This is a genomic window from Rothia amarae, from assembly GCF_014705945.2.
Taxonomy (GTDB): Bacteria; Actinomycetota; Actinomycetes; order Actinomycetales; family Micrococcaceae; genus Rothia; species Rothia amarae.
In genome coordinates this window covers 2358027-2384097 of the sequence record NZ_CP061538.1, presented here as the reverse complement: position 1 = coordinate 2384097, position 26071 = coordinate 2358027, and the positions used below count along the sequence as shown (strand labels likewise).

Genomic DNA, 26071 nt, shown 5'->3' with positions numbered 1-26071 from the left:
GCGCATTGTTGGGTTTTGAGGCTGCAAGCTGTTGTTTGTTGTCTTGTTTTTGCCTGGCGCATTGGATGGTTCGACTGTTGTGGTTGTTCTTGATGGTGTGGGTGGGTTGTTGTTTGAGAACTGTATAGTGGACGCGAGCATCTTCTGGAAACTGCTCAATGGACTCTTTGTGGGTTTGTTGTGTGTTTCTTTGATTTTGTCAAACTTAGATATTTTTGAATGATCTTTGATTATTTGTGTGTTTTGTAAGTTATTAAGGGCACACGGTGGATGCCTTGGCATCAAGAGCCGATGAAGGACGTGTGAATCTGCGATAAGCCTCGGGGAGTCGATAACAGGACGTTGATTCGAGGATTTCCGAATGGGGGAACCCAGCATGCTGTGAGGTGTGTTACCACCAGTTGAATGTATAGGCTGGTTGGGGGGAACGCGGGGAAGTGAAACATCTCAGTACCCGCTGGAAGAGAAAATAAATAATGATTCTGTGAGTAGTGGCGAGCGAAAGCGGATGAGACTAAACCTGTGGTGTGTGATACCGGTTGAGGGTTGCATCATGGGGGTTGTGGGAGTCAGCGTGGTAGGTTCAATCGCCTGCTGAGTCGATGTTGTGTTGTGTAGGTGAACATCTTGGGATGGATGGCCGGAGAGGGTGAGAGTCCCGTAACCGAAATGTGGCACGCCGATTGTTGATCACCCGAGTAGCACGGAACTCGTGGAATTTCGTGTGAATCTGCCAGGACCACCTGGTAAGTCTAAATACTTCTTGATGACCGATAGTGAATCAGTACCGTGAGGGAATGGTGAAAAGTACCCCGGGAGGGGAGTGAAATAGTACCTGAAACCGTGTGCTTACAAGCCGTTGGAGCCTTGTGGGGTGACAGCGTGCCTTTTGAAGAATGAGCCTGCGAGTTAGTGTTCTGTCGCGAGGTTAACCCGTGTGGGGAAGCCGTAGCGAAAGCGAGTCTGAATAGGGCGTTTGAGTGGCAGGATCTAGACCCGAAGCGGAGTGATCTATCCATGGCCAGGTTGAAGCGACGGTAAGACGTCGTGGAGGACCGAACCCACTTCAGTTGAAAATGGAGGGGATGAGCTGTGGATAGGGGTGAAAGGCCAATCAAACTCTGTGATAGCTGGTTCTCCCCGAAATGCATTTAGGTGCAGCGTCGTGTGTTTCTTGTTGGAGGTAGAGCTACTGGTTGGCCGATGGGCCGTATTGGTTACTGACGTCAGCCAAACTCCGAATGCCAATAAGTGAGAGCGCGGCAGTGAGACAGTGGGGGATAAGCTTCATTGTCGAGAGGGAAACAGCCCAGACCATCAATTAAGGTCCCTAAGCGTGTACTAAGTGGGAAAGGATGTGGAGTTGCTGAGACAACCAGGAGGTTGGCTTAGAAGCAGCCATCCTTGAAAGAGTGCGTAATAGCTCACTGGTCAAGTGATTCTGCGCCGATAATGTAGCGGGGCTCAAGTACACCACCGAAATTATGGCAATGTGTTTTAGACATGTTGGGTAGGGGAGCGTCGTGTATCCGGTGAAGCTGCGGTGTGAACTAGTGGTGGAGGGTATGCGAGTGAGAATGCAGGCATGAGTAGCGAATCACGGGTGAGAAACCCGTGCGCCGGATGATCAAGGGTTCCAGGGTCAAGCTAATCTGCCCTGGGTTAGTCGGGGCCTAAGGCGAGGCCGACAGGCGTAGTCGATGGATAACGGGTTGATATTCCCGTACCGACGAAGAACCGTCCATACTGATATTTTGATGCTAACTGTGCGAAGCGACTTGTAACCCTCACTTTGTGGGGGAGCTTGTTGTGGGTTGCAGGACCCGATGAGTGGAGGTAAACGTATTAACAGGTGTGACGCAGGAAGGTAGCCGAGCCACGCGATGGTTGTCGTGGTCTAAGCGTGTAGGGTATCCGGTTGTTAAATGCGCTGGTGTTTGCCTGAGACGTGATGGGACCCCGTTTGTGGGGGATTTGGTGATCCTATGCTGCCGAGAAAAGCATCGACGTGAGGTTCTAGTTGCCCGTACCCTAAACCGACACAGGTGATCAGGTAGAGAATACTAAGGCGATCGAGAGAATCATGGTTAAGGAACTCGGCAAAATGCCCCCGTAACTTCGGGAGAAGGGGGACCTTGAGCGTGGAGGGCACTTGCTGCCCCGAGCGTGTATGGGTCGCAGAGACCAGGGGGAAGCGACTGTTTATCAAAAACACAGGTCCATGCGAAGTCGTAAGACGATGTATATGGACTGACTCCTGCCCGGTGCTGGAAGGTTAAGAGGATTGGTTAGCTCTTTGGGCGAAGCTGAGAATTTAAGCCCCAGTAAACGGCGGTGGTAACTATAACCATCCTAAGGTAGCGAAATTCCTTGTCGGGTAAGTTCCGACCTGCACGAATGGAGTAACGACTTCCCTACTGTCTCAACCATGAACTCGGCGAAATTGCAGTACGAGTAAAGATGCTCGTTTCGCGCAGCAGGACGGAAAGACCCCGTGACCTTTACTATAGTTTGGTATTGATGTTCGGTGTGGCTTGTGTAGGATAGGTGGGAGACTGTGAAGCATGGACGCTAGTTTGTGTGGAGTCGTTGTTGAAATACCACTCTGGTCATATTGGATGTCTAACTTCGGGCCATGATCTGGTTCAGGGACAGTGCCTGATGGGTAGTTTAACTGGGGCGGTTGCCTCCTAAAGAGTAACGGAGGCGCCCAAAGGTTCCCTCAGCCTGGTTGGCAATCAGGTGTTGAGTGTAAGTGCACAAGGGAGCTTGACTGTGAGACTGGCAGGTCGAGCAGGGACGAAAGTCGGGACTAGTGATCCGGCGGTACATTGTGGAATGGCCGTCGCTCAACGGATAAAAGGTACCTCGGGGATAACAGGCTGATCTTGCCCAAGAGTTCATATCGACGGCATGGTTTGGCACCTCGATGTCGGCTCGTCGCATCCTGGGGCTGGAGTTGGTCCCAAGGGTTGGGCTGTTCGCCCATTAAAGCGGTACGCGAGCTGGGTTCAGAACGTCGTGAGACAGTTCGGTCCCTATCCGCTGCGTGCGTTGGAAATTTGAGAAAGGCTGTCCTTAGTACGAGAGGACCGGGACGGACGAACCTCTGGTATGTCAGTTGTACCGCCAGGTGCATGGCTGATTGGCTACGTTCGGGAGGGATAACCGCTGAAGGCATCTAAGCGGGAAGCCTGTTTTGAGATGAGATTTCCTAGCGTTTTTATAGCGTGTGAGGTTCCCTATAGATGATGGGGTTGATAGGCCGGGTATGGAAGCAAGGACTGGAGACTTGTGGAGTTGACTGGTACTAATAGACCGAAGGCTTACATATTTTTTTCTGGGTTTGGTTGTGTTTGCGTCCACTGTATGGTTTTGAAATAACAAAACACTATTTTCTTGATGAAAATGGCACGAAATTTAGACCCCGTAAGGGGTCTTTTTTCGTTTAAGGATTTTTTTATCCTTCTCTCTAAATAACATTCAAAGAAACCAAAATGACGGGGTGAGAGAGAATTCCGCTAGGGTAATACACATGGAAAATCTGTTCTCCCACGTTCCGGCACCTAGCGAAACAGCTACACCAGCGGCATCGAGCAATACGTTGCAAACTGCAGTGTATGTCCAACTCGATCTCTCGCTCGAAGAGAGCTGGCTAGCATTTACCGAATATACCCACCTTTGGTGGCCCCATCAGCTCAAACGAGATGGTGAGAGCTACATAGAAATAGGGGAACGTCTTCTTCTCGAAGAGACAGAAGGCGGCGAGAAAATCGTGCTGGGAGAAACCCAATACTTTGCAACACAAGACGTTATCGCAGTACAAACCCACCCCGGAGAACTCAATGACGCGTTCAAATCAGGGGTGAGCTTTGTCTTCGAGAAGGAATCAGAGAAGTCTTCCACTGTTGAGATTTGCTCTGGACTTATCAAGCCTAGAGACCTAGCTGATTTAGAACTAGGAGTGAGCGCAGAAGACCTAGGAGCAGCACAGCTTCTCTTATCTGGATTTGCTCGCTTTATGAAGACCACCCTAATTGTAGAGGATTTGTCTTCCAACTAATTTTTACTCAAGTACTGAACCTGCTCCAAAAACCGTTTATATCTGCGCGTAGCTAAAGCCAAGCCTTGAGTATGAGGGCGAGTTCTTCTGGACTATCCTCAAAATTCACCCCTGCGTCAGCAGAAGTGTACTCCACTCGCATACGAGAAATAGAACGACAGCGAGAGATCGGAGCCATCGACCACAGAACCTCAATAGAGGCAGCCGGCGACTCTATTGCCGTTGAAATGAGCTCAGCGATACGTTGGTGAAATTCCCCTAAATCCTGCTGCTCTTCATCGGTTACAGCTACCAAATTGCGTCGTGGAGCCTTAGGGAGCGCCATGACGTGTAAGGGACTACCAGCGGCGTGTGGTGACTGCGGAGAAAGCCAGCGAAGCACCGTCGTGAATGAACTCGGCTGCTACACGGGCTAAAGCCTCTTTGGCAGTGCGGTTAGTAGAAAATTTGGTGTCGAAGGTGGGGTTATTGGTGGAGTGAACGGAACGGGCGTCACCATGAACTTTAACGATGAGGCCGCGTTCAGCGAGTTCGGAGAGATCTTTCAATGAGCTCTGCGGTGGATACGGTCCCCCCCGCTGATCGACCTCTGTAATGATGAGGCTGTGTCGTTCGTCTGCTAACACCGGAGTGATCTCTTATGACTAAAAATGATTGAAACTGATTAATCCAGTACATAAATAATCATAAATGGTCACTAATTTGCAGAAAAAATCATTAATACAGGATTATCCAAACATGACCTGGAACGCTAAGAAGAACATAAGAAGAGCGATGACGCCGTCGAGAATTCTCCACGCGTCAGGTTTGGCAAACAGTGGACGAAGGAAACGAGAGCCGTAACCTAAAGCTGTAAACCAGAGAATTGAACCGGTGATGCTGCCAAGGTAGAACCACCAGCGCCCGGCCTCCCCGTGGGTATTGGCTAGTGAACCCAGAAGTACGAAGGTGTCCAGATAGCAGTGGGGGTTCAAATAGGTGATAGCGAAGGTAAACGCCAGGGCTTTACCAACGCTCTGCGGCCCCTGTTCGCTAGGATCAACAGTGAGGGTGGAAGGGTTGAGGGCTCGTTTTGCTGCAGAAAATCCATACCAAACGAGGAATGCGCCGCCGAACCATCGGAGAGCTTCAAGAACCCAATCAAAACCTTCAGCGAGCTTGCCTACTGACCAAATACCGGCACCAATGAGCAGAACATCGCTAAAAATACAGAAAAGCACAATGGGCGTGACGTGTTTTCCAATAATCCCCTGGCGGAGGATAAAGGCATTTTGAGCACCGATTGCAACGATGAGAGAGAGGCCGGCACCTAGTCCCATGAGTACGGTGGGGAAGTTTTCGGAGAAGTTCATAAGATAGAGAGTAGAGACTTTTGAAACATAAAACCATCTAATGATTCTTAGTGAGCATAAGATTGTCTTATGAGATTTACAGCTGAACAACTCCGCACCTTCGTACTGGTGGTCGAATTTGGAACTTTCGAAGCTGCCGCGGATCTGCTGATGGTGAGCGCGTCCGCTATTTCCCAGCGCATCAAAGCGATGGAACAGACAGCAGGCCGCGTACTTATCAAGAGAACAAACCCTGTTGTGCCGACGGAAACGGGCGAAATTGTTCTGCGCATCGCCCGGCAAAGCGAGTATCTCAGCAGTGAACTGGAGCGGGAACTAGGTGGAAGCGGAGGAGAGCGGACTATTGCGATTGCTGTGAATGCAGATTCACTCTCCACCTGGTTGCTCTCTGCCGTGGGTAAGCTGGCGCGCGAAGATCGCATTTTCTGTGATTTGCGCAGAGAGGGCGAACAGTACTCTTCGGCGCTATTGCGTTCGGGGGAAGCCATGGCTGCCATTACCTCTGATCCGGAGACAATTCCCGGCTGTACGGTGGAGAAGCTCGGCAATGTGCGTTACTGGATTGCGGCGTCGGCGGAGTTTGTGCATCGGCATTTTAAACAGTGGCCGAAACAAATCACCGTCGAAGAGCTCAACGCAGCCCCCACCATTGAATATGATCACAAGGATGTGGGGCAGAAATCATCTCGCGCACTCATCTTGAAAAATTTTGGGTTGGACGAGACGGTGGAAGGGGAATCGCCGAGTGTTTATGTGCCGTCGTCCCCTGATTATGCTCGTGCTATCTATGAAGGTATTGGGTGGGGGATTTTGCCCACCGCCCAGTGCGAGCAGCAGTTGAAGAGCGGGGAATTGGTGCTGCTTGCCTCTGAGCCATTAGATGCACCACTCTACTGGCAAAGGTGGAAAATTTCTTCAGAAGTTTTGGATGTAGTAACCAGTAGAGTGTATGAGGCAGCAAAAACGCTCTCATAATCTGCTGTTTTCTAGGGAAAATAAGTTGCTGTGTAAAATATTCTTAATATTTTCCGCAGAACGGTTGCTTAAAAAATGCTTTACACGTAAAGTAATTTTTGAAAGCGAAGGAACACTTCAACAAGATTTCTTGAAAGGCAAAATATCATGGCAGAACTTACTCCCGGCGTTTGGACCCTCGATGCAGCACATACCGAAATCGGTTTCTCCGTGCGTCACGCAGCGGTTTCCAAGACCCGCGGTCGCTTTGAAGAAGCTGAGTCAACGGTAACCGTTGCAGAAAACGTAGCCGACTCCGTTGTTGAGGCATCCATCAAGATTGATTCATTGGATACCCGCAATGCTGATCGCGACAGCCACCTGAAGTCTGCAGACTTCTTCGATGCTGAACAGCACCCCACCATGAACTTCAAGTCCACCTCTTTCGAGCTTGACGGCGAAGACTTGGTCGTCAAGGGTGATCTCACCATCAAGGGCGAAACCCGCCCGGTAGAACTCAAGGGCGAATTCGGTGGCGTTGCAACCGACCCCTTCGGTACCACTCGTTTTGGTGTATCTGTTTCCACTCAGATTTCACGCAAGGAATTTGGCATCACCTGGAACGCAGCTCTAGAAACCGGTGGCGTATTGGTTGGTGATAAGGTCACCATCACCATCGATGCTGAGTATGTAGCTCCTCAGGCATAAATTTGATGTGCGAGCAGTAGCTCGCGATAAAAAGCGCTCACCGCCTCTGGGGGGTGGGCGCTTTTTTGTGTGGTAATTTTTGCACTCTATATAGACAGCCTAACTACTTAATGTAACTATATAGATATGACAGAACCCAGCGAATACCCCTCCGAGTGGCTACGCGGAGTCTTGGGGCCGTGCGTCCTGCAAATTCTTGCCGACGAAGCCACCTACGGGTACGCCATCATCGGCGCGCTTGAAGCTGCCGGTCTGGGGGAAATAAAGGGCGGGACTCTCTACCCCCTGCTGACCCGCTTTGAAAAACGCGGGCTCGTGCGCACCGAATGGCGTGCAGGGGAGGGCGGACCCGGGCGAAAATATTTTTCCCTTACTCCTGATGGCCGTGCTGAACTCGCACAATCACGAGAGCAGTGGAAGTTCTTTAGTGACCGCGTGAGTGCACTGCTCGCCGAACCAACAGAGCAAACAGATATAGCAAAGGAACAGTCATGAGTGATCTCAAACAGTGGAGTGCGACTCACAAGAAATGGGTGGATGCCTTTGTCATCGAGCTACGCCTGGAGGGAGTTTATGGCGCGACGATCGGTGACGAGCTGACGACCGTGTTTAGCCACTGCGAAGAAACGGGGGAGGCTCCGGAGCAATCCTTCGGTGCGCCTAAGGATTATGCGCGGTCCCTAGGTTACTCTGTGCCTGAGCAACCTGGCGAGTATGTGAGTATTGTGCTCCCCATGCTCTTGCAGGTGTTCATACTGTTCGTGTTTACTTACTCCATGCGGGCGGTGGCTAACGCCCATAACTTCATGTTGAACGGCGTTGTGCTGGGCTGCTGGGCGGGCTCGCTCGTGGTTATTCTTGCCATGATTTTTGGGCTGAGAATACGCACGCTCATTGAAAAACCGTGGACTCTCATTCTTGGGTTTATTCTTGCCATCGGCCTGGGCGTTAGTGGCGCGATAGCCTCTCAGAAAGATCTGCCACTCATCGTCAATGTGCCTGCTATGCCCGTGGCGGTAGGCTCCGGCGTCCTGTTGCTTGTTGCTACAGCGTGGGCGGTGCGCTCTAGCTATAAAACGGCGAAAGAGGACGACGATGCGCTGGTCTCCCCGCTAGATTCAGGGCAGGAACAAGAGCGGGCTAAAAAATCGAGCACTATGGTGTCGGTTCTTCCGGCACTGCTCATCCCTCTTTACACAGTGATCGATACGTTGATTTCGTTCTGGATGGTTTAGGGGAGCCAAATAGTTTCTAATTTTAGCTACCGGTGATACATTCCGAACTTGTCACAGTGTCAGTGGCAGATTTTAGCCCTACATTTTCCTTTTAGATGTTCTTATCTAAAACGTAGAGAGTTCTCTGCTGTTGATCTTTCGTGGTATCCCGCAAAACATAAGAGCCACTTTTTATCTGCTAACCACCCAGACCATATTGTGCGCACTTCTGGCGGTCGGGCTGAGCCTTGACCATACTGTTGGTTTCGGCGGCAGTCCTGTTAGCATCACTCATTGCTTTGACCTCTTGGGGTGCCGACTCAGCAAATTTGGTGTACCACGCTAAATAAGCATCCCCAGCACCCATCGCCTTAATCTCCTCGGGTGCGGGCAGGATACCGTTGCCACACAGGATGTCACCGTACTTCAGATAAGGATCCTCCGGATCCTTCCCCTGTGCAGTCAATGCAGCGGCACGTTCCTCATCTGCTTTCTGCAACTCTTCCGCAGAAGCCTTCATCGCCGCGTTTTCCTGCTCATTCGCAGTCAGACCGGGGACGCTCGGGGAGGGCACCTCCGCAGAAGATTCCACAGAAGTCTCCTCAGCAGCCGGCGTCTCAGGCGCCACCGCGGGGCTCTCAACCGGTTCTGTATTTTCAACAGAAGCAGAACTCGCAGGTGCTGGTTCACTTTGTAAACTTGGTTCAGCACTGGCGCTACTATCCTCCAACGCAGACTCCGCGCCCAACGCCTCAGGAGTCTCCGACGGCTCAGCAGAAACACTCGTCGAAGACTCCGCTGGGGAAATCGCATCAGTATGAGAAGCGCATCCTGTGACAGACCACAGTGCCAACGGCATCAAAGCCACCACAGACAGCAGACGATGTGAAGCCACAGAAAAACGCATAATATCTCCCAGATTGAGGTTCTAACCAGGCAAAACAGCCCTAGAAAATATCATGCGTTAATCAGCGGAAGAAAAGAACTACCGTTCAGTCGCTAGTTAGTCCCACGTCTTCAACACATTTGAGCGGTACGCCTTGACCACAATTTGGAGGCGATCACGTGCGTCCACCTTAGAAGCAATATGAGCCACGTGTGTCTTCACTGTAGGTTCAGACAAAAACAAGGTCGAAGCGATTTCCCGGTTCGAATACCCATCACACAACAACTTCACGACGTCCCTCTCGCGGCTGGTGAGCTGGGACCACTCATAGACGTCGGTAGCCGTCATTCGACGCTCTACCGCCTCTTCCGCTAAATTGTCCACCAGCAACCGGGCGATGGACGGCGAAAGAACCGAGTTTCCCTCATGAACCGATCGGATAGCGTTAATAATGTCCTCAGGCTCAGAATCCTTGACAATATAACCGCTCGCTCCCGCCTTAAGCGCAGGAACCACATAGTCTTCAGAATGAAAAGTCGTAACCGCTAAAACCTTAGTTGAAGGTAAAGCCGCCGTGATTTTAGAGGTCGCATCAATTCCGTTCATCACAGGCATCTGCAAATCCATGAGGATAACATCGGGTTTCAGCTGCAACGCCAAATTTACTGCCTCAGCGCCATCAGACGCTTGAGCAACCACTTCCATATCCTTCTCAAACGTCACAAAAGAGGTCATAGCCTGACGCATGAGGCTTTGGTCGTCTACCACAAGTATTTTCAAAGTATCCATTAGTCCCCAGCATAGCGATTATTCATACTTAAGCAGTACAAAGAAAGCAAAAAGAGAGCGCAAAATCAGTCTTTAGCGGGTATAAATCCGCCGGTTCACATGGAAATATAGAAATGTGCAAAGTAGAAACAACCGGATGGGGTATTTAGACCTCATTAAAAACATGCATTTTTCACCCCCGCCTCGGACCGTTACCGGTTCATTGGCCGTGGGGTATATTCTGCTTGCGCTCTACGATGCCAAATATTTCAAATCAGGCGTTGCAGATGGGGTTCCGCCCCTTCTGTTCATTATCGTGCCGATATCCTATCTGCTGACTATTGGGCTAACATTTTTCCGAAGCCCTCTTGCCATTGGTTCGTTATGGGTACTGCTTATTGCTTTGCACTTCAACCCTCACAATGATGAATTCTGGCGGTTAGCCGCAATCTTTTCTACAGCGATAATTGCTTACTCTATGTCCGCTTGGTTTTGGTTGCCTACTGTCGCTATCTATATTTATTACTTTGCTTTTGGCATGTTTCAGTCTGCGTCTACTGATTCGGTGCAAATTCTGCTAGGGACACTCGGCAACATCATTCCCTTTATTGTGGTTCCCATCGTGGCGCGATTACAGGTTGAACGCAATACAGCGCACAAAGTAGCGTATGAGCAACGACTTGAAGCGGCATATCATGCAGCGGACGAAGAGCGCCGCAATCTTGCGCGCGAACTGCACGACGTCGTCGCCCATGAACTCACCGTTATCGCCATGCAGGCACGAACTGCTCGCTATGCAGATGCTGATGGTAAAGACGAAATCCTCGGGTTGATAGGCACCCAATCACGCACTGCCCTGCAAGAGCTACGCCGCCTGCTGGCGGTTATGCGGGTGGAAAAAGATAGCAAAATGCTCGCACCTGAACACCAGTCAATGAGCTCCGATCTGCGAGAAACCGTTCTCAAACAGGTTAAGCAACTAGAGAACTTTGGGTACAACGTTACCTATGACATCGACGGCGATTTCAGCCAAGTACCTAAAAGCTTCGCGCCCACTTTGTCGCGCGTAGTGACCGAATCAGTCACCAATACCATCAAGCATGGACGAGCAGGGGGCGACGTCGAAGTGCACCTCAGCGCCAGCGACCATGCGCTGGAATATTCGCTCACCAATGACACCGGCAAAACTAAAGACCAGTTGGTCTTCCCCAGCTCAGGTTTTGGTCTCTTAGGACTTACCGAACGCGTGAAACCGCTCGGTGGAACCCTGGAGAGTCACTCTCTTCCTGGCGACCGGTGGATTATGGACCTTAAAATGCCTTTTGAGACATAAAGGCGAATTTACGCTAGACCTTGCCAAATAAAGTAGACAATAGCCGCCACAATAAACCCAATCAGCGCCCAGCGGCGTAGTTTAGTCTCTAAAATCGCAGCTTTAATATCTTCACGTTCTGCGCGGGACTCGTTCGGGTCTACAGGGGCGAGGTTCTTAGGGTTAGTAACCTCAGGCTTAGTCTCTGCTTCAGGGGTTGAAGCGGAGGAATCATTATCGCGGGAAAAAGAAGTCAAGGGAACGTCCTATTTCCAGCGAGTCATCATAATCATGCCGGACATCATAAGACCCACCCCGATGGCGATGTTCCACATGCCAATAGCTGCAATAGGGAAGCGAGCCTCAGTGATGTAGAAAGTCATAATCCACAAGATGCCCAGTACCACGAGCGAAAACATAATCACGCGATACCACAGGGGGGTAGGAGAAGCGAACTCATCAACAGTCATCTCTTTAGCAATACGGCGCAGAGCTGCCTCATTCGCCTCAAACTCGCGATCCTCACTGGATACTGATCCTTGAGATGATTTCTTTTTTGCTGACTCAGCCACGTTTCCTCCACGCCCCGAAAGGGAGCTCATCATGTACGGTTTAACCTGAAGATAGACACAGGAATACTGCTGTAAATCTTATCCTTTCATGTGCGTGAAGACCTAACAAATAGCTCATTCATGCGGGTTCACAGGAAACTGTTGACAGGAAGTTCAATGACTCATACCCCGCCATCCTTACGGCAGAACGCTGCGGCGTCCTCCCGCGCTGACCACGCGCGCCCCAAAAGCAAGGGGGGGTGGGCGGTACAAATCTTCGGCGAAATCCTCATCACAGTGGGCCTAGTGCTCCTGCTCTTCGTTGTCTGGCAACTCTGGTGGACCAACCTCGAAGCGAACGCAACACAAGAGGACGCCGTACAATCGCTGTCCCAAGAATTCAAGCAAGCAGCCAAGGATCAGAGTAAGCCCTCCAAGACTTCTGACCATGCTACTGCCGAACCTCAGCCGAACTGGGATCCGCAAACACCTGAAATCACCGCAGAACCTGGCCACGGCGAGGCATACGGTATCGCCTACATTCCACGCTTCGGCGAAAACTACCAGCGCCCCCTTGCTGAAGGCACCAGCACCGACGTCCTCGACGCCCTAGGGCTGGGGCACTACGACGGCACCGCCATGCCAGGCGACATCGGAAACTTCTCCCTGGCTGGCCACCGCCAAACCAACGGCGCAGTACTCGACCGGGTAGAAGAAATTCAACAGGGCGACCATATTTACATTCAAACAGCTCAAGGCTTCTACACCTACACGGTCTACGAAACCAAAATCGTGTTACCGACCGAAATGAGCGTCATCGCCCCCGACCCCGCTCATCCCGGCGCTCAACCCACCGAGCGTCTTCTCACACTCACCACCTGCCACCCACGCTACGGCGATACCGAACGCTATATCGTCCACGCAAAATTCGACTCCTGGCAGCCGCTCTCAGCCGGCGCACCAGACGAAATCAAAGCAGCTGTTGGCCTCTAAAACCCTGACCCAAGAGTAAGGTAAAACCCATGTACGGATGGATTTTTAGGCATCTTCCCGGGCCTCTCTGGATGCGTATCCTGATTGCCATTGCCCTCATAGCGCTAGTGATCTGGTGCCTCATGGAATTCGTATTCCCCGCATTCGTGGAATACAGCCCCTTCTACCGCGATGTCACCATCGACCAATAGCACTTCTCAGTAACTGGAGACCCCACACCCATGACTAAAATTCTCGTAATAGATAACTATGACAGCTTCGTATTCACCCTGGTGGGCTACCTCGAACAGCTAGGGGCTGACATCACGGTCATCCGCAACGACGACCTCACCGTCGAAGCCACCATCGAACTGGCACAAGAACACGACGGCGTCTTGGTTTCTCCCGGTCCGGGTGCACCAACAGACGCCGGAGTTATCATCGACGTCATCAAATGGGCCGCAAAAGCACACAAACCCCTGCTGGGAGTATGCCTAGGGCACCAAGCAATTGCTGAAGCATTCGGCGGTACCGTTACGCACGCACCCGAGCTCATGCACGGCAAAACATCCCAGCTGGTTCATCAGAACGAGTCGGTGTTCAAAGACGTACCCAGCCCCTTCACCGCTACCCGCTACCACAGCCTCGCCGTCGTGCCGGAAACTATGCCCGAGGAGCTCACCGTCACGTCCACCACCGATAACGGAATCATCATGGGGCTTGCCCATCAAAGCGCCCCCATGCACGGCGTACAGTTCCACCCCGAATCGGTACTCACCGAAGGCGGCTACCTCATGCTAGGTAACTGGCTAGAAAGCCTGGGGCTCGAAGGTGCAGCCGAGAGGGCGAAATCGCTTTCACCGCTCATCGGCTCATAACACCTTCAAGCCCCAGGCTCTATGGTTACAGATCCCGCGGGCGAATTACCTGTTACGGCTAGACGCCGATGCTCTCGGGGTAGGCGACGCACTAGCTTCTGCCGGCGTGGGAGCTGATGCGCTCGCAGACGGAGTAGGCGATGGGTTTCCGCCGGGAGTCAGATCTGCTGCATCGCTATTCTCAGAATCAGCAGGTGCCGAGACCGAAGGAGCTGCACGAGTAGGCACTGGCGCCGCCGTCGGCGTAGGAGTCTGAGCTACCTTAATAGTCACCGTGCTACCCTGCTCAACCGAGCTACCCGCAGCAGCACTCTGAGAAACCACTGTGCCAGCAGGGGCTGAGTTGGTCTGAGTAGTCTCAATGTTGGTGCTGAGCATAACTTCAGAGTCAGAAAGTGCCGCAATAGCCTGATCGCGGGTCATGCCGGTGACATTCGGTACCTGAACCTTACCGTTGGACAGCACAATGTCTACGGTAGAGCCGGCATCCACCTGCTCGCCCGCTTTAGGGGAAGTAGCAACCACCATGCCCGTGGGAACGCTGGCGCTATTGACCGTAGAAGTTCGACCGGCTACAAAACCAGCCTGCTCTAGCGCAGTACGCACGTACGCCTCAGACTGACCGCTTAAATTATCAGGAATCTTCACCTTTGAAGGACCCTTAGAAACCGTCAAAGTTACCTCTGAACCTTCTTCAACCTCAGTACCGGTCACCGGTGAGGTCTTGATGATGTGATCCTTCTCGATCTTGTCCGAGTATTCTTCTTCCCACTTCACCGAAATATTGTTATTGCGCAAAGTGTTAGCTGCTTCTTCGCGCTCCATCCCCTGCATTGCAGGCAGCGCATGGGTTGGAACCCTATTGAGCTCATTCTGGTAGTAGAGAACGGTTCCAATGGAGAACAGTGCCAGAGCCGCAATCAACATGCCGGTGAGAACACGAACCCATGCCTGACGTCGTCGTTTCTTCTTTGCCAGCGCCTCATTGCGCTCGTATTCGTATAGCTCTTCGTCCGTGTATTCGGACTGTGCGTTATCGAACCAGCCTCCCAGACCGGCTTCTTCAACCGGGGGAGCGGTATCGGTGCTCGACGCCGCTGCATAGCCTGCTGCGCCACCGGCAGCTGCACCAGCGGCCGTGGATGTGGATCCAGTTGCGGAAGTAGCGGCTAAAGCTGTGGTGGGCTGAGTATCCTCACCCGTGTAGAGGGGCGCAGAACCAGGGTGCTGCTCGGCGTCCAAAAGCGCGAAACGGAAATCGCTGGGGGTTTGGAAGCGATCCTGCCGAGACTTAGCCAAGGCCTTACCTAAAACCGCATCGAGAGCCGGCGAAAGAGCCTGACGCGCATGGGCGCTAGGAGCCTCAGCGGTTTCACTTAGATGCTTACCGGCAAGATCGACGTTCGAATCAGCGTTAAAGGGCGAACGGCCACAGAGCATCTCGTAAATGAGGCACGCCGCTGAATATATGTCGCTACGGGAATCTACGGTTTCTCCGCGCGCTTGCTCAGGAGAAATGTAACGGGCAGTCCCCATGACAGTGTTTGCCTTAGTCAGCGAGCTATCAGGTGCTGCCATCGCCCGGGCAATGCCGAAATCCATGACCTTGACTTGCCCAAACTGCTCCTTCGAAACATCTTCATCAGTCCGCGGCAAAACCATCACATTAGCAGGCTTGATATCGCGGTGCACAATGCCCGCATTCGCCGCATATTGGAGAGCCTCAAGAACCTGCGCGCCATAGGCAATAGCCTCATGGACAGGAAGCTCACCGCGTTCGGAAAGAATCGAGCGTAGGGTCTTACCTGGCAAAAGCTCCATCACCAGGAAAGGAACCTGTACCGACTGGTTGCCCTGCGCCGACTCGAAAACACCCGTGTCATAAACACTCACAATATTAGGGTGATTGAGAGCAGCTACCGACTCCGCTTCACGCCGAAAACGAGCGCGGAACGTCTCATCACTAGCATGCTCCGGTCGCAAAATCTTCAGAGCTACCTGGCGGCCCAGGCGAGTGTCTTCAGCCGAGTAAACGGTCGCCATTGCGCCCGAGCCAATCTTCTCATTGACTCGGTAACGGTTGTCTATAATCTCGGGAATCGAAAATTCCATAAAATTCACCAGTTTTAGTTCGCGGGGGTAGATGATGCGGAAGGCTCAGACGCCGGCGATGCGGACGCTGATTCTGAACGCTGAGAGGTTCCTGAAGCTGAAGACGCGGGGGCGCTAGCTACGTAAACATCTACGCTACTACCTACTTCAACCTTTGAGCCGGAGGTGGGGTTGGTCCGCAGAACCGTGTTAGGATCCGCAGACTTAGATTCTTCATTGTGAACCTTCACGTTGACACCCAGTTTAGTGATTTCGTCAATAGCCTCGTCTGCATTCTTACCCTCCAGATTAGAAGGAAGAGTGACCGACTGCGGACCAGTGGAGTACTCCACGGTCACGGTACTACCAGCCGTTACAGCGCCCACAGGAGAAACCGACAAAACAGTGTCCGATTCCTTATCCGAGGTCACTCCGGTTGTTTTAGTGGAGAACCCTAGCGCAACCAGCTCATTCACGACGTCCTCTAACGGGCGACCCTCATAAGTGGCGGCGTCAATATTGACGGTCTGCTCCGCTTTCTGGCTTTCATCCGACGCCGTAGGGGCTGCCACCGTGGAGACCGTGCCCGCAGCGGTAGGGGAGGAGTCTTCTACGGCGTTCTTGGAAGAATTCTGCCCAGCCAACACGAACCAGATAATCATGCCAATAATCGCCAGAGCCAAGAGGAGGGAGACCCACAACCAGCCCGACTTTTTCTTCTCAGGCTCATAAACAGGACGGGAACCGTATGCAGCCGCTGGAGCAACCGCAGGCATCTCCGCCGTGTTGGGCTGAGGGGTGTACTTCTTGCCCGAGCCAAAACGCTTAGCAGAGGGAGCCACCGTGGTGGGAGCAGTCACGACCTGGGTTGACGACGTCTGCGCGCCATCGGGCAAAAACTTTCCTAGAGTAGGAACAGCCTTGATAGCAGCAGGAATGTCCTGACGGCGAATTGCATCAATAGCAGACGCAAGAGCAGTTGCACTCTTGGGGCGCTCCTCAGGATCCTTCGACAGCAAGCACATAATCAGTGCCGCTGCCGGTGCAGGAATCTTAGTAGGAAGAGCCGGTGGCGGGTCATTGACCTGAGCCAAAGCAATAGCAATCTGTGACTCGCCCGTGAAGGGGCGGCGTCCTGCCAAACACTCATAACCAATGATGCCCAACGAGTACATATCGGATGACGCCGTAGCCTGCTGCCCCGTTGCCTGTTCCGGTGCCAAATACTGAGCGGTGCCCATAACCTGACCGGTGGCGGTGAGAGGTACCTGGTCAGCAAGGCGGGCAATACCAAAGTCAGTAACCTTTACCCGATCGTCCGGAGTGATAATCAAGTTGCCCGGCTTGACGTCGCGGTGCACCAAACCCTGCGCGTGGGCAGCAGCCAGCGCACGAGCGGTCTGCGCCATGAAATTCAAGATGCGATCTGAGTCGAGCTTGCGTTCCTTCTCGATAATCGCAGAGAGAGGTTCGCCAGGAACCAACTCCATGACCAAGTAGGCAGAGCCGTCTTCCTCGCCGTAGTCGAAAACATTGGCGACGCCGGGATGATTCAGCAACGCTGTATGGCGCGCCTCAGCACGAAAACGCTCGAGGAAACCGGGATCACCGGTATATTCCTCTTTCAGAATCTTGACCGCAACAATACGGCCCAATACCTTATCGCGCGCTTTCCAAACCTCACCCATGCCACCAATAGCAATACGCTCAGTTAGGTCGTAGCGACCACCTAAGGTCGTTTCAGTTGAGGGTCTCACCTGTTCAACACCGCCTCAAAAATTTGTTTCGCTGCGGGAGCTGCGAGCGATGCTCCCTCAGCGGTATCAACACCTTCATATACGACCGCAACGGCTACTTGTGGATTGTCTGCGGGTGCAAAGCCCGTAAACCACGCATTGTTCAAACCAGTAGTACCGATTTCGGCGGTACCGGTTTTACCCGCTACCTTCACGCCGTCCACCGCAGCACCGGAGGCAATGCCGTTATCCACGTTATTTACCATCCATTCTTTCACCTGCTGAGCGGTATCTGCAGAAGTTGAAGTTCTCCATTTCTCCGCAGAAAACTCATACAGGGTGCTGAGGCTATGAGACTTGACCGACCTAATCAGGTTCGGTTTCATCTGGACGCCGTCGTTGGCGATGGCAGAAGACATCATGGCAACCTGTAACGGGGTGGTCTTGACGTCATACTGACCGATTGCCGCTTGAGCCAGTTGGCTATCAGTCATGTTCGATGGGAAGACCGATTCCGATACCGAAAGCGGGATGCTCAGCGAGGAATCACCATAACCAAAGTTCTGAGCAGTCTTTGCAATTTTCTCTTGGCCCAAATCCATTGCAATTTGGGCAAACGGAGTATTGCACGACTGCGCTAAAGCCCATTCTATGGTGGCATCGGCGCGAGTTGCACATTGACCGTTCACATAGTTGGGCAAACTTGCTGTGGTGCCTGGCAACGGCAGATTCTGTGGGTTAGGAATCACAGAATCTTTGGTGTATTTGCCGGACTCAAGAGCTGCTACAGCATCAATAATTTTGAATGTGGACCCCGGTGCGTAGGTATCCCCGCCAATTGCCCGGTTCATCAGCGGACGTGCAGGGTCAGCATTCAAACGCTCGTAAGCTGCCAGAACCGACTCGTTGTTATGCGAAGAAAGCTCGTTCGGGTCATAAGACGGCGAACTCACCAACGCAAGAACCTCACCGGTCCTTGGATTCATTACCGCGATAGCGCCCTTGTGCCCCTGCAACGCGTTATAGGCAATCTGCTGAAGCTGGGTATCGACGGTGAGCTCCACCGTGGCGCCCTGAGCTGAATTACCGCTAAACATTTGCGAAAGACGGTCATAGAACTGGCGGTCTGAAGTGCCCGAGAGCTCCTCATTCATCGCCGACTCTAAACCGGTTGCACCATAAATCGACGAGAAATAACCGGTTAACGAAGCATACGTTTCAGGGTCAGAATAAGTTCGCTGGAAATCATAGCCATCATTAGAAGCAACCGATGAGGCAATCTCAGTTCCGCCGACCACAATAGAACCACGTTGAGAACCGTAACTCTCATACATGCCCCGCGAGTTCCACGCATGCTCACCTAGGCGCTTCGCATCAAAGAACTGAATGTACGAGAGAGAACCCAACAAAAGCACAAACACGCATGAGGCAGCGAGCCAAGCGCGGCGAATAGATCTATTCACGAGCATCTCCTACCTTCGTTGAACCCTGATGAGAAGTTTCGCTAATACGTGAGATGACGCTGGTCGCGCCGTCTGCCTCACCCTGACGACTAATGCTTTCAGGTACATCGTCATAGGTTTCCACCACATGAGGTGCTCGTGCCGAATGAGAAATAGAAAGCAACAGCGCCACAATCACCCAGTTAGCCAACAAGGACGAGCCGCCAGCAGACATAAACGGCGTCGTCAGACCGGTCAATGGAATCAACCGAGTCACACCACCAATGACCACCAGCAACTGAATAACCATTACCAGCGAAAGACCTGCCGCCAGCAGCTTACCGAACGCATCCGGAGTACCCAGCGCCGCGCGCATACCGCGCGTCACAAGTAACAAGAAGAGCATCAAAATCGCACCCAAACCGAGCAGACCCAGCTCTTCACCTAAGGCGGTGATAATCATGTCTGAATTAGAGAAAGCCACCAAATCTGGGCGGCCATTGCCCCAACCCCGACCAAACAAGCCACCAGAAGCCAATCCAAACAGCCCCTGAACTACCTGACCAGAACCGCCAAAAGGCTGATTGTAGATCTCAGGATCAAACGCATGAACCCACGCATAAATACGGTAATGAACATGGCTAATGAAGTTATACGCCAGAACGCCACCCACAGCCACAAACACCAGACCCAGTAAGACCCACACAATGCGGCCTGTTGCCAAATACAACATGCTCAAAAATAGACCGAAGAACAGGATTGCCGAACCTAAGTCCTTCTGCAAAACCAGCACGCCAATGCTTATCAACCAAGCAACAAACATCGGCGCTAAATCACGAAAACGCGGCAGACGAACCGGACCAACCTTCTTGCCCGCCAGCAAAATCAAATCACGATGAGTCGAAAGATACCCGGCAAAGAAAACAGCCAAAGCAATCTTGGCAATCTCACCCGGCTGGAAAGTGCGCCCCAGAATTGAAATCCAGATGCGCGCACCATTAATCTCCACGCCCAATCCGGGAACCAACGGCAACATCAACAGCACCAGAGCAACAGCTAGCGACGTATAAGTAATCCGCCGCAAAATCTTATGATCTTTCAAGAAAAACAGGGTAACTGCCGAAGCTACCATCGCCACGCCCGTCCACATAATCTGAGCAGCGCCAGCATTCGCCGACGTCGTCAAATCAATACGGTAAATCATCGCCAAACCAATGCCGTTGAGTGCCACCACAATCGGCAGAATAAACGGGTCAGCAAAGCGCGCACGCACATACAAAACAATGTGAATCAACAAAGCGCCAATACCCAGCACACCGGCAGCCAACAACCACGTGGTATCCCCCTTCACAACAGCCTCAGGATCAACCATCCACATACTCACCGGGCAAATAGCCACAGCAATCAGCGTAAAGAACAACTCAACGAACCGGCGCGACTTAGGAGTAGCAACCCCGGCATCACCGCGCGCACCAGGGCGCCTTAAACCAAAGAAATTAGCCACCAGAACCCTCCGAAGCGCTCGCACTCGGCGTTACCGTAATAACCGAACCGGGGCTCGGCGAAGGGCTCGCGCTCTGAGAAGCAGAAACCTTCTCCTTCACCGTAGCCTGAGTCTCAAGATCATTCACGATACGCTTGGTCTCCTCCAGATCCTGGGCAGTAATAGTGCTCTTCACCAACGATTGGGAATACTCGGGTAATTTATCGACGTCCACATCGGTCTCCTCAACCACCTCATAAAAATGGAGGGGACCAACAGACTGCGGAATACCGCTAAACACCGCAACTTTATTATTGTTGACACCCACGTAATACTGGTGCGAAACCCATGAGAAAAAGGTAAGAACGCTCGCCAAAAGCACACCAACGACCAGCACCGTAGTAAAAATGCGTAAGGGCCACTTAGCGCGTTGGTGCCGCTCTTCACCAGCTAACATGGCTCGAATTTCTTCAGGAAGTTCTGAAGGATCCTCAACCGGCTCAGGGTGCTCGGTGTTCACCAACGTTGCCCGGCGCTCTACCGTACGAGTTGTCACCGCCGGAATCATGCCGGTGTTAGTGGCATTCGCTGCAGCTCCCACAATAATGTGCGGGCGCTCGTCCAGCTCTTTCCGCAAAACCGCCGCCGACGAATCATCCTGATCCTCAGGGCGCTCGTCCATGCCCGCGGACTCCGTCATCATGTTCAGCACGCCATCAGAGAATGATTCCCCGCGCCACTTGCCCTGGCTCAGAGCATGACGAAGCTTCACACTTCCTGGAAGACGACGGCGCCACTTACTTGTTGGGAGAGAACCGTCGGCATCTTCTTCATCCAACGGTTCAAAAGTTACATCGGCTTCACCGTGCTCGGTGACCCGGTGCTCAGGATAAACTTCGCCCAGCAGCGTGCCGTCCTGGGAATATTGCCGAATCGGAATAATAGGTTGCGGCGACGTCACCGCCTGAGAGAGCGAATCCTCCGCAATAACTGCCAACGTGACAACAGTGATGTTATCCGGGGCCCCACGATCAAGCGTGAGATTAACCAGCATGTCTGTAATCTCTTGCAAATCGTTGGTAGAGCGCATGATGGATTCAATCTCATCGTTGCTCACCACGGTGTCTAAACCATCCGAACTCAGCACCCACTTTTCGCCAATTTCGGCGTCCAGGCTTTTGAGTTCTAGTTCGGGGGAGGCGTCGACGTCGCCCAGCACCCGCATCACCACGTTCTTGTGGGGGTGTTTCTCTGCTTCTTCTGGGCTAATCCGCCCTTCTTCGAGTAGGCGCTGAACAAAAGTATGATCGGTAGTAATCTGCTCAAAGCCAGATTCGCGCAGGCGATAAGCCCTCGAATCCCCAATATGCGCCAACTCAATTTTTTCGCCGTCAATCAGCAGGGCGGTGCAGGTGGTTCCCATCCCAGCGAGCCGGGGGTTGAGGTCTACCAGCTCATTCATGATGATGTTGGCGTTGGTAATCTCATCCGCCAGATAAACACCAGCAGACCCTTGGAAACCCGAATGATCCAGGGGGGTGAGGTCTAAAACGGTGGTCGCTGAGGCGACGTCGCCACCTGCATGCCCGCCCATTCCGTCTGCTACAACGGCAAGGTAATGGCCTGCATAACCGGAGTCGTCATTTTTTGAGCGCACCCTACCCACATCAGAGCGCGCGGCGAACTGGAAAGCGATTCCCATAGGTTATGGCCTCAACTGCATGGTGGTGCGGCCTACTCGAAAGTCAGAACCGGGCTCAATGGGCACAGCGCGAGTCAGGCGCGTACCGCCAACGAAGGTGCCATTAGTTGAACCGAGATCCTCTAAAAACCAGCGTGACCCCTGAGGGAAGAGACGGGCATGGCGACCGGAGGCGTAGTCGTCCTGCAAAGAGACCTCAATATCGGTAGCGCGCCCCATCGTGACGGGCTGATCGGTCAGGCGCATTACCGCCCCTGCCTGAGCGCCATCGGTAATAACAAGCTGGGTGGGGCGTGCAGGCGGCGCCGGCTGGGTCTGCCGCGGTTCAGCGGACACCTGATCTGCAGCGGGAACAGCTCGTGCAGTACGGAAATTGCGCCCCACACCGAGATCGCGGCGTGCTGCCGCCAAAATCATGAAAATGAAGACCCACAGCAACGCCAAAAACGCGAAGCGTAGCAGGGTCACGGTAATTTCAGAAGCCATTTAACGTTCATTCCTTGGAACCATCAGGCGAAATACGATGCGCGCCCTGCCCATAGTCAACACCGAGCCATTAGAAAGTTCCCTGCGACCCACGAGCTTCTGACCATTCAGATAGCTTCCATTCGTAGAACCGAGATCAACGGCAAGGTACACGCCGTCTTGCTCAATAATCTCAAGATGACGGCGGGAGACGCCGGTGTCATCCACCGTGATGTCGGCATGGGAACTGCGACCAATAACCACCGGCAAAGAATTACAAGAATAGTTCTGCCCGTTAATTTCTAGAACTACCTGGGAAGGTGCGGGTCGCGGCGGGGAATACGATGCGCGGGCATTCTCCGACAAATACGCCACGGAAGCGGGGCGCTGAACCTGCTCTGGTGAAACCGACGAAGGTTGCGGGCGCGCAACTCGCGGCGCGCGCGAACCCGGGCGCGTAATACGAGTAGGTAAAGGATCCTCTTCCATTGCTGGGTACTGAGCACCAGCGGGTACCGAGCGTCGAGGACGTTGAGTAGTTTCAGCAGTGCGGGGGGAAGCCTGCGGTGCCGCAACTTTCTCCTGCGCCGAGCTCACCAGAAAATCTCCGGCCTCTACGGCGTCGTCCACCGAAAAAGTTACGCGAACCGAACCGCGCAACGAGTAGCCCTGGGCGCGGGCGTGCCGAATAACGACGTCGCACAACTCCTCAGCCAGAGGCGCACCCCAGCCTTGGATGCGCGGGAAGTCTTCTTCAGCAAAATCAATAGTGAAGACGTTCGGCGCAATCGTTCTGCCCGACGAAATGGAATATGCCTTGTTATCCATCGTGGTACGCACGCGATTAGCGAGGTCAACTGGTTCAAACTGAGAGCCGCCCTTAGAAAAGGTGCCGCGTACGGCCTTTTCTAGGCGCTGCTCAATTTTGTTGATGAACCCCATGCTTGGCCTCCTCGAGTGGTATCAGGGCAGATGCTCAACCTATGAGTTGAACAGCATAGCCATTCTTCTTGTGGATAACCTGAGAGCTAAGTTCTCACTTTCTCAAACAAACTGCCCAATCTAAGTTGAGAATTCAGCACACAGTACAGCACCCAGTCTAGTGGAAAACCTGAAAGAACCCCGGAGAATAGGTTAAGGAGAGGTTTTATTCGCTGTTGTGAGTCAGTGCATCAGGGGTAAATTGGACGGGTTATTGATTTCCCGTGTATAGTTTTCTTTGTTGTTATCTGACTTTGGTTCAGAAAACAGTGAGCGCAAGTGGCGGAATTGGCAGACGCGCTGGCTTCAGGTGCCAGTGATCGCAAGATTGTGGGGGTTCAAGTCCCCCCTTGCGCACCGCGGGTCGTTTGTATCGTGCAGAAAAAACGTTTGTATAGAAACACGACCATGAAAGCCCGATTCAGCAAAATAGCTGAATCGGGCTTTTCTGTATCTAAAAACCACCCCAAGCTCACTAAAAGCTGGTTCCCTCCAGGTCAGGGCAATAAAAAATGCTTCTCGCCACTGCGAAAAGCATCAAAAAACTCATTTTAGGCATGCCCAGCTAAGGACTTGAGGTCTACGAAACCTTCCCTTTCTTTACCTTATCTGGAGGTTCATCACCGCGGGTAAAACCAGCAGTACGCTCACGACGACGTAGCGGACGCTTCTGAGGCTGCACGGTTAGGATCCCCCCATCCTGGGCAACGTCGGAACCACGCTTCTTCAACCACGCGGAAATTTTTGCAACATTCACCGAAGCAATACCCACCAGAGCAGACAAAAAATGAGCAATCCACCCGCGGCGAGGGCGCATAGTTGAATCCCCCAGCTTTGCAGCCCCTGAACCGCGTTTAGCAGAGTTATTAAAGGACTCGACCGCTCCGCGTAGCGAACGATATATGAGTGACCATTCTTCGGATTCGAAGACATATTTTTGTTCCAGCTTAGGGTGCAATAGACTCGGAAACGTCACAGTTTTCTGTTCACAGCAAGCAGGGACTTCCCCGGTGCTACTAGTTATTTGCGGAAAGACCGGCAGCAGGTGACGCCCCTCCGTTTTTACATGAGGTTCCCGCAAAGAGCATACTAGCCGGGCAGAGCCGCCCACTGCCGGGCACTGAGCGCGCCATACGCCTTGTTCGTTAGGGTGCTCTTTGGTGACGGCTCGGTAGGGCTCACGCATGGCGATGCGTTTTTTGTAGGTCTTTTCGTCAATCCGTTGTGGATCGCTTTTTCGGCGTTCACGGTAATCAAAAGTCGCCTCAATAAGTTTTTGCGGCATCGAAGGGGAATACCAAGATCCTTCCACGAGGATGAATCCTTTATGTGAACCTTGGAGACCTAAATCATCTTTCCGGTAATCGAAAATTGGTTCAAATCCCATTGCTCGCACTGGGCTAAGGTATTTTTCGAGCTTGGAATAAGGGTATTCGCGGTCTGAACCGATAATTCCGGGTTCAAGATTGTTGTTTTTTACAGCCATTTGGGCAGCGTAGAAACCGTTCTCTCCGGAGCGGAAGCCTGGTTTGTCTTGAGTCATACCCAAAGCGACTTTGGGAGCATCATCGCTAGATAGCACAGCGAGATGTAGCTCATAACCAAATCCCACTTTCTCAGATTGGCTAGTTTTCTGTTGGGCTTTAGAGTAATCATCGAAATCTCCACCAAAATGGTTGCCTGAGCGCACATGATAAGCGGCGGTAGCTTCTGCTGGCGCATACAGCTTTTTGCCGGTAAGAGGAGCCTCTTTCACCGGTAGAAATGTTCCGTCTACTGCAAGGATGGGGGTGCTTTTAGCGATGCGACGCCTTGCCTCGCGTGGAAGGCAATAAAACGTTCCATGAAGGATACGTCCAGCAAGAATGTGTGCACGTTCAGTGCGGTCAAAATGTTCCTTATCGGTTGCCGGTAACTTCTGTTTAACAATTTCCCATTCTGCCCGGGTGTAACGACGATAGAGAGAGATTTGATGGGGGTCCGCCAGCCTTGTGAGGAGACGGTAGGAGTGATAAATCCGGTCATACATCGTTTCTATATGAGGAGGCAGGATTGGCTGTGCGTCAAGAAGTTTCCCCTGAGTCCTTTCGCGCCGGTGAGTAGAGCGGCGGCGTTTTTCAATTCGAATCTCTGCCTCATTTAGCTCCCGAACAGGAGCAACCCCAAGCATTTCAAAACAGGCATGATCAAACGCAAGCAATAATTCTTTGACGTTTGTGATAAGTGTGGGCTGTCCTGTCAGAGCAACGGTCAGAAGGAGGATAAATACTTGGTATTCGCTAATCCAAGGAGCTCGCCCCGGTCTTGTTTTACCTGCTCTATCTTTCTTCTTCCAGTCGAAGAGTAAGTCTTTAATACCGGATTGTTCTGAAATTCTAAGAGCTAGTTTAAGCGCCTCTTTGGGAGAGTATTTGGTCCCAGTGGGCATGAGTAGATCGGCGGGTGAAGCCGCTGTTTGTAGAAATACTGGGTGTGGCTCTGAAAATATTTTAGACATGGGGCATCGTCACCTC

General features: G+C 52.5%; 24 protein-coding genes, 1 tRNA gene and 1 rRNA gene. 11 read left to right on the top strand and 15 right to left on the bottom strand.

Features of this window, described 5'->3' with window-relative positions:
- Window positions 1–243 precede the first annotated feature (243 nt).
- Window positions 244–3334 (top strand): 23S ribosomal RNA (locus IDM48_RS11105).
- 201 nt (window positions 3335–3535) lie between these two features.
- Entirely contained in the window at window positions 3536–4063 is a 528-nt protein-coding gene (locus tag IDM48_RS11100) for a hypothetical protein (protein ID WP_068172028.1), read from the top strand.
- 52 nt (window positions 4064–4115) lie between these two features.
- Here IDM48_RS11100 and IDM48_RS11095 read toward each other — a convergent pair whose 3' ends face one another.
- The 3 genes from IDM48_RS11095 to IDM48_RS11085 form a co-directional block, all read right to left on the bottom strand.
- The gene (locus IDM48_RS11095; protein WP_190617480.1) at window positions 4116–4388 is read right to left on the bottom strand and encodes a hypothetical protein; all 273 of its coding nucleotides are present in this window, start codon (window positions 4386–4388) and stop codon (window positions 4116–4118) included.
- 13 nt (window positions 4389–4401) lie between these two features.
- The gene (locus IDM48_RS11090; protein ID WP_190617478.1) at window positions 4402–4689 is read right to left on the bottom strand and encodes a DeoR/GlpR transcriptional regulator; all 288 of its coding nucleotides are present in this window, start codon (window positions 4687–4689) and stop codon (window positions 4402–4404) included.
- Window positions 4690–4791: 102 nt separating this feature from the next.
- On the bottom strand, window positions 4792–5415 hold the full coding sequence (locus tag IDM48_RS11085; RefSeq protein WP_190617477.1) for a LysE/ArgO family amino acid transporter: 624 nt from the start codon (window positions 5413–5415) through the stop codon (window positions 4792–4794).
- Window positions 5416–5484: 69 nt separating this feature from the next.
- On the opposite strand from IDM48_RS11085, the gene IDM48_RS11080 reads away from it, so the two are divergent.
- The 4 genes from IDM48_RS11080 to IDM48_RS11065 all read left to right on the top strand — a co-directional run bounded on the left by IDM48_RS11080 (window position 5485) and on the right by IDM48_RS11065 (window position 8312).
- Window positions 5485–6390, top strand: coding sequence for an ArgP/LysG family DNA-binding transcriptional regulator (locus tag IDM48_RS11080; protein WP_190617475.1), 906 nt, complete (start codon window positions 5485–5487; stop codon window positions 6388–6390).
- A gap of 147 nt (window positions 6391–6537) precedes the next feature.
- Entirely contained in the window at window positions 6538–7077 is a 540-nt protein-coding gene (locus IDM48_RS11075) for a YceI family protein (RefSeq protein WP_068172014.1), read from the top strand.
- Window positions 7078–7203: 126 nt separating this feature from the next.
- Window positions 7204–7572, top strand: coding sequence for a PadR family transcriptional regulator (locus IDM48_RS11070; RefSeq protein WP_068172012.1), 369 nt, complete (start codon window positions 7204–7206; stop codon window positions 7570–7572).
- On the top strand, window positions 7569–8312 hold the full coding sequence (locus tag IDM48_RS11065) for a hypothetical protein (protein WP_068172010.1): 744 nt from the start codon (window positions 7569–7571) through the stop codon (window positions 8310–8312). The genes IDM48_RS11070 and IDM48_RS11065 overlap by 4 nt, the downstream gene beginning before the upstream one ends.
- A gap of 178 nt (window positions 8313–8490) precedes the next feature.
- Here the strand turns inward: IDM48_RS11065 and IDM48_RS11060 are convergent, their stop codons facing one another.
- Both IDM48_RS11060 and IDM48_RS11055 read right to left on the bottom strand, forming a co-directional pair.
- Entirely contained in the window at window positions 8491–9198 is a 708-nt protein-coding gene (locus tag IDM48_RS11060; protein WP_068172008.1) for a carbohydrate kinase family protein, read from the bottom strand.
- Between the two features lie 96 nt (window positions 9199–9294).
- Window positions 9295–9966 (bottom strand): response regulator, encoded by a 672-nt coding sequence (locus IDM48_RS11055; protein WP_068172007.1) that lies wholly within the window; start codon window positions 9964–9966, stop codon window positions 9295–9297.
- Window positions 9967–10129: 163 nt separating this feature from the next.
- On the opposite strand from IDM48_RS11055, the gene IDM48_RS11050 reads away from it, so the two are divergent.
- The gene (locus tag IDM48_RS11050) at window positions 10130–11278 is read left to right on the top strand and encodes a histidine kinase (protein ID WP_158004413.1); all 1149 of its coding nucleotides are present in this window, start codon (window positions 10130–10132) and stop codon (window positions 11276–11278) included.
- An 8-nt stretch (window positions 11279–11286) separates the two neighbouring features.
- Here IDM48_RS11050 and IDM48_RS11045 read toward each other — a convergent pair whose 3' ends face one another.
- Together IDM48_RS11045 and IDM48_RS11040 are read right to left on the bottom strand one after the other, a co-directional pair.
- Window positions 11287–11514, bottom strand: coding sequence for a long-chain fatty acid--CoA ligase (locus IDM48_RS11045; RefSeq protein ID WP_151147726.1), 228 nt, complete (start codon window positions 11512–11514; stop codon window positions 11287–11289).
- 9 nt (window positions 11515–11523) lie between these two features.
- A complete protein-coding gene (locus tag IDM48_RS11040; protein ID WP_233126043.1) occupies window positions 11524–11829 on the bottom strand; it encodes a cell division protein CrgA in 306 nt (101 codons plus the stop codon).
- 156 nt (window positions 11830–11985) lie between these two features.
- On the opposite strand from IDM48_RS11040, the gene IDM48_RS11035 reads away from it, so the two are divergent.
- Genes IDM48_RS11035 through IDM48_RS11025 form a run of 3 tightly spaced genes read left to right on the top strand, consistent with a single transcriptional unit; the run spans window position 11986 to window position 13658 of the window.
- On the top strand, window positions 11986–12801 hold the full coding sequence (locus IDM48_RS11035; RefSeq protein ID WP_068171997.1) for a class E sortase: 816 nt from the start codon (window positions 11986–11988) through the stop codon (window positions 12799–12801).
- Between the two features lie 29 nt (window positions 12802–12830).
- Window positions 12831–12992, top strand: a complete 162-nt coding sequence (locus IDM48_RS11030; protein ID WP_190617473.1) for a hypothetical protein — start codon at window positions 12831–12833, stop codon at window positions 12990–12992.
- Window positions 12993–13022: 30 nt separating this feature from the next.
- A complete protein-coding gene (locus tag IDM48_RS11025; protein ID WP_068171993.1) occupies window positions 13023–13658 on the top strand; it encodes an aminodeoxychorismate/anthranilate synthase component II in 636 nt (211 codons plus the stop codon).
- Between the two features lie 45 nt (window positions 13659–13703).
- On the opposite strand, the gene pknB is transcribed toward IDM48_RS11025, so the two are convergent.
- From pknB to IDM48_RS10990, 7 genes are read right to left on the bottom strand one after another with little or no spacing between them, the layout of a single operon-like run.
- Complete coding sequence (gene pknB / locus IDM48_RS11020; RefSeq protein WP_190617471.1) at window positions 13704–15770, bottom strand: Stk1 family PASTA domain-containing Ser/Thr kinase; 2067 nt, start codon at window positions 15768–15770, stop codon at window positions 13704–13706.
- Between the two features lie 14 nt (window positions 15771–15784).
- Window positions 15785–17506 (bottom strand): protein kinase domain-containing protein, encoded by a 1722-nt coding sequence (locus IDM48_RS11015; protein WP_190617470.1) that lies wholly within the window; start codon window positions 17504–17506, stop codon window positions 15785–15787.
- On the bottom strand, window positions 17503–18948 hold the full coding sequence (locus IDM48_RS11010; protein WP_190617467.1) for a peptidoglycan D,D-transpeptidase FtsI family protein: 1446 nt from the start codon (window positions 18946–18948) through the stop codon (window positions 17503–17505). Before IDM48_RS11010 ends, IDM48_RS11015 begins: the two co-directional genes overlap by 4 nt.
- Window positions 18941–20431: an FtsW/RodA/SpoVE family cell cycle protein gene (locus IDM48_RS11005; RefSeq protein ID WP_238397982.1), complete on the bottom strand. Its 1491-nt coding sequence runs from the start codon at window positions 20429–20431 to the stop codon at window positions 18941–18943. Before IDM48_RS11005 ends, IDM48_RS11010 begins: the two co-directional genes overlap by 8 nt.
- Entirely contained in the window at window positions 20424–22112 is a 1689-nt protein-coding gene (locus IDM48_RS11000; RefSeq protein WP_190617465.1) for a PP2C family protein-serine/threonine phosphatase, read from the bottom strand. The genes IDM48_RS11005 and IDM48_RS11000 overlap by 8 nt, the downstream gene beginning before the upstream one ends.
- 3 nt (window positions 22113–22115) lie before the next feature.
- On the bottom strand, window positions 22116–22598 hold the full coding sequence (locus tag IDM48_RS10995) for an FHA domain-containing protein FhaB/FipA (RefSeq protein ID WP_190617464.1): 483 nt from the start codon (window positions 22596–22598) through the stop codon (window positions 22116–22118).
- On the bottom strand, window positions 22599–23519 hold the full coding sequence (locus IDM48_RS10990; protein WP_190617462.1) for an FhaA domain-containing protein: 921 nt from the start codon (window positions 23517–23519) through the stop codon (window positions 22599–22601).
- Window positions 23520–23831: 312 nt separating this feature from the next.
- Between IDM48_RS10990 and IDM48_RS10985 the strand changes: the two genes are divergently transcribed.
- Window positions 23832–23915: transfer RNA gene (locus IDM48_RS10985), tRNA-Leu, on the top strand.
- A gap of 223 nt (window positions 23916–24138) precedes the next feature.
- On the opposite strand, the gene IDM48_RS10980 is transcribed toward IDM48_RS10985, so the two are convergent.
- Window positions 24139–26055: a hypothetical protein gene (locus IDM48_RS10980; protein ID WP_190617460.1), complete on the bottom strand. Its 1917-nt coding sequence runs from the start codon at window positions 26053–26055 to the stop codon at window positions 24139–24141.
- Window positions 26056–26071 lie beyond the last annotated feature (16 nt).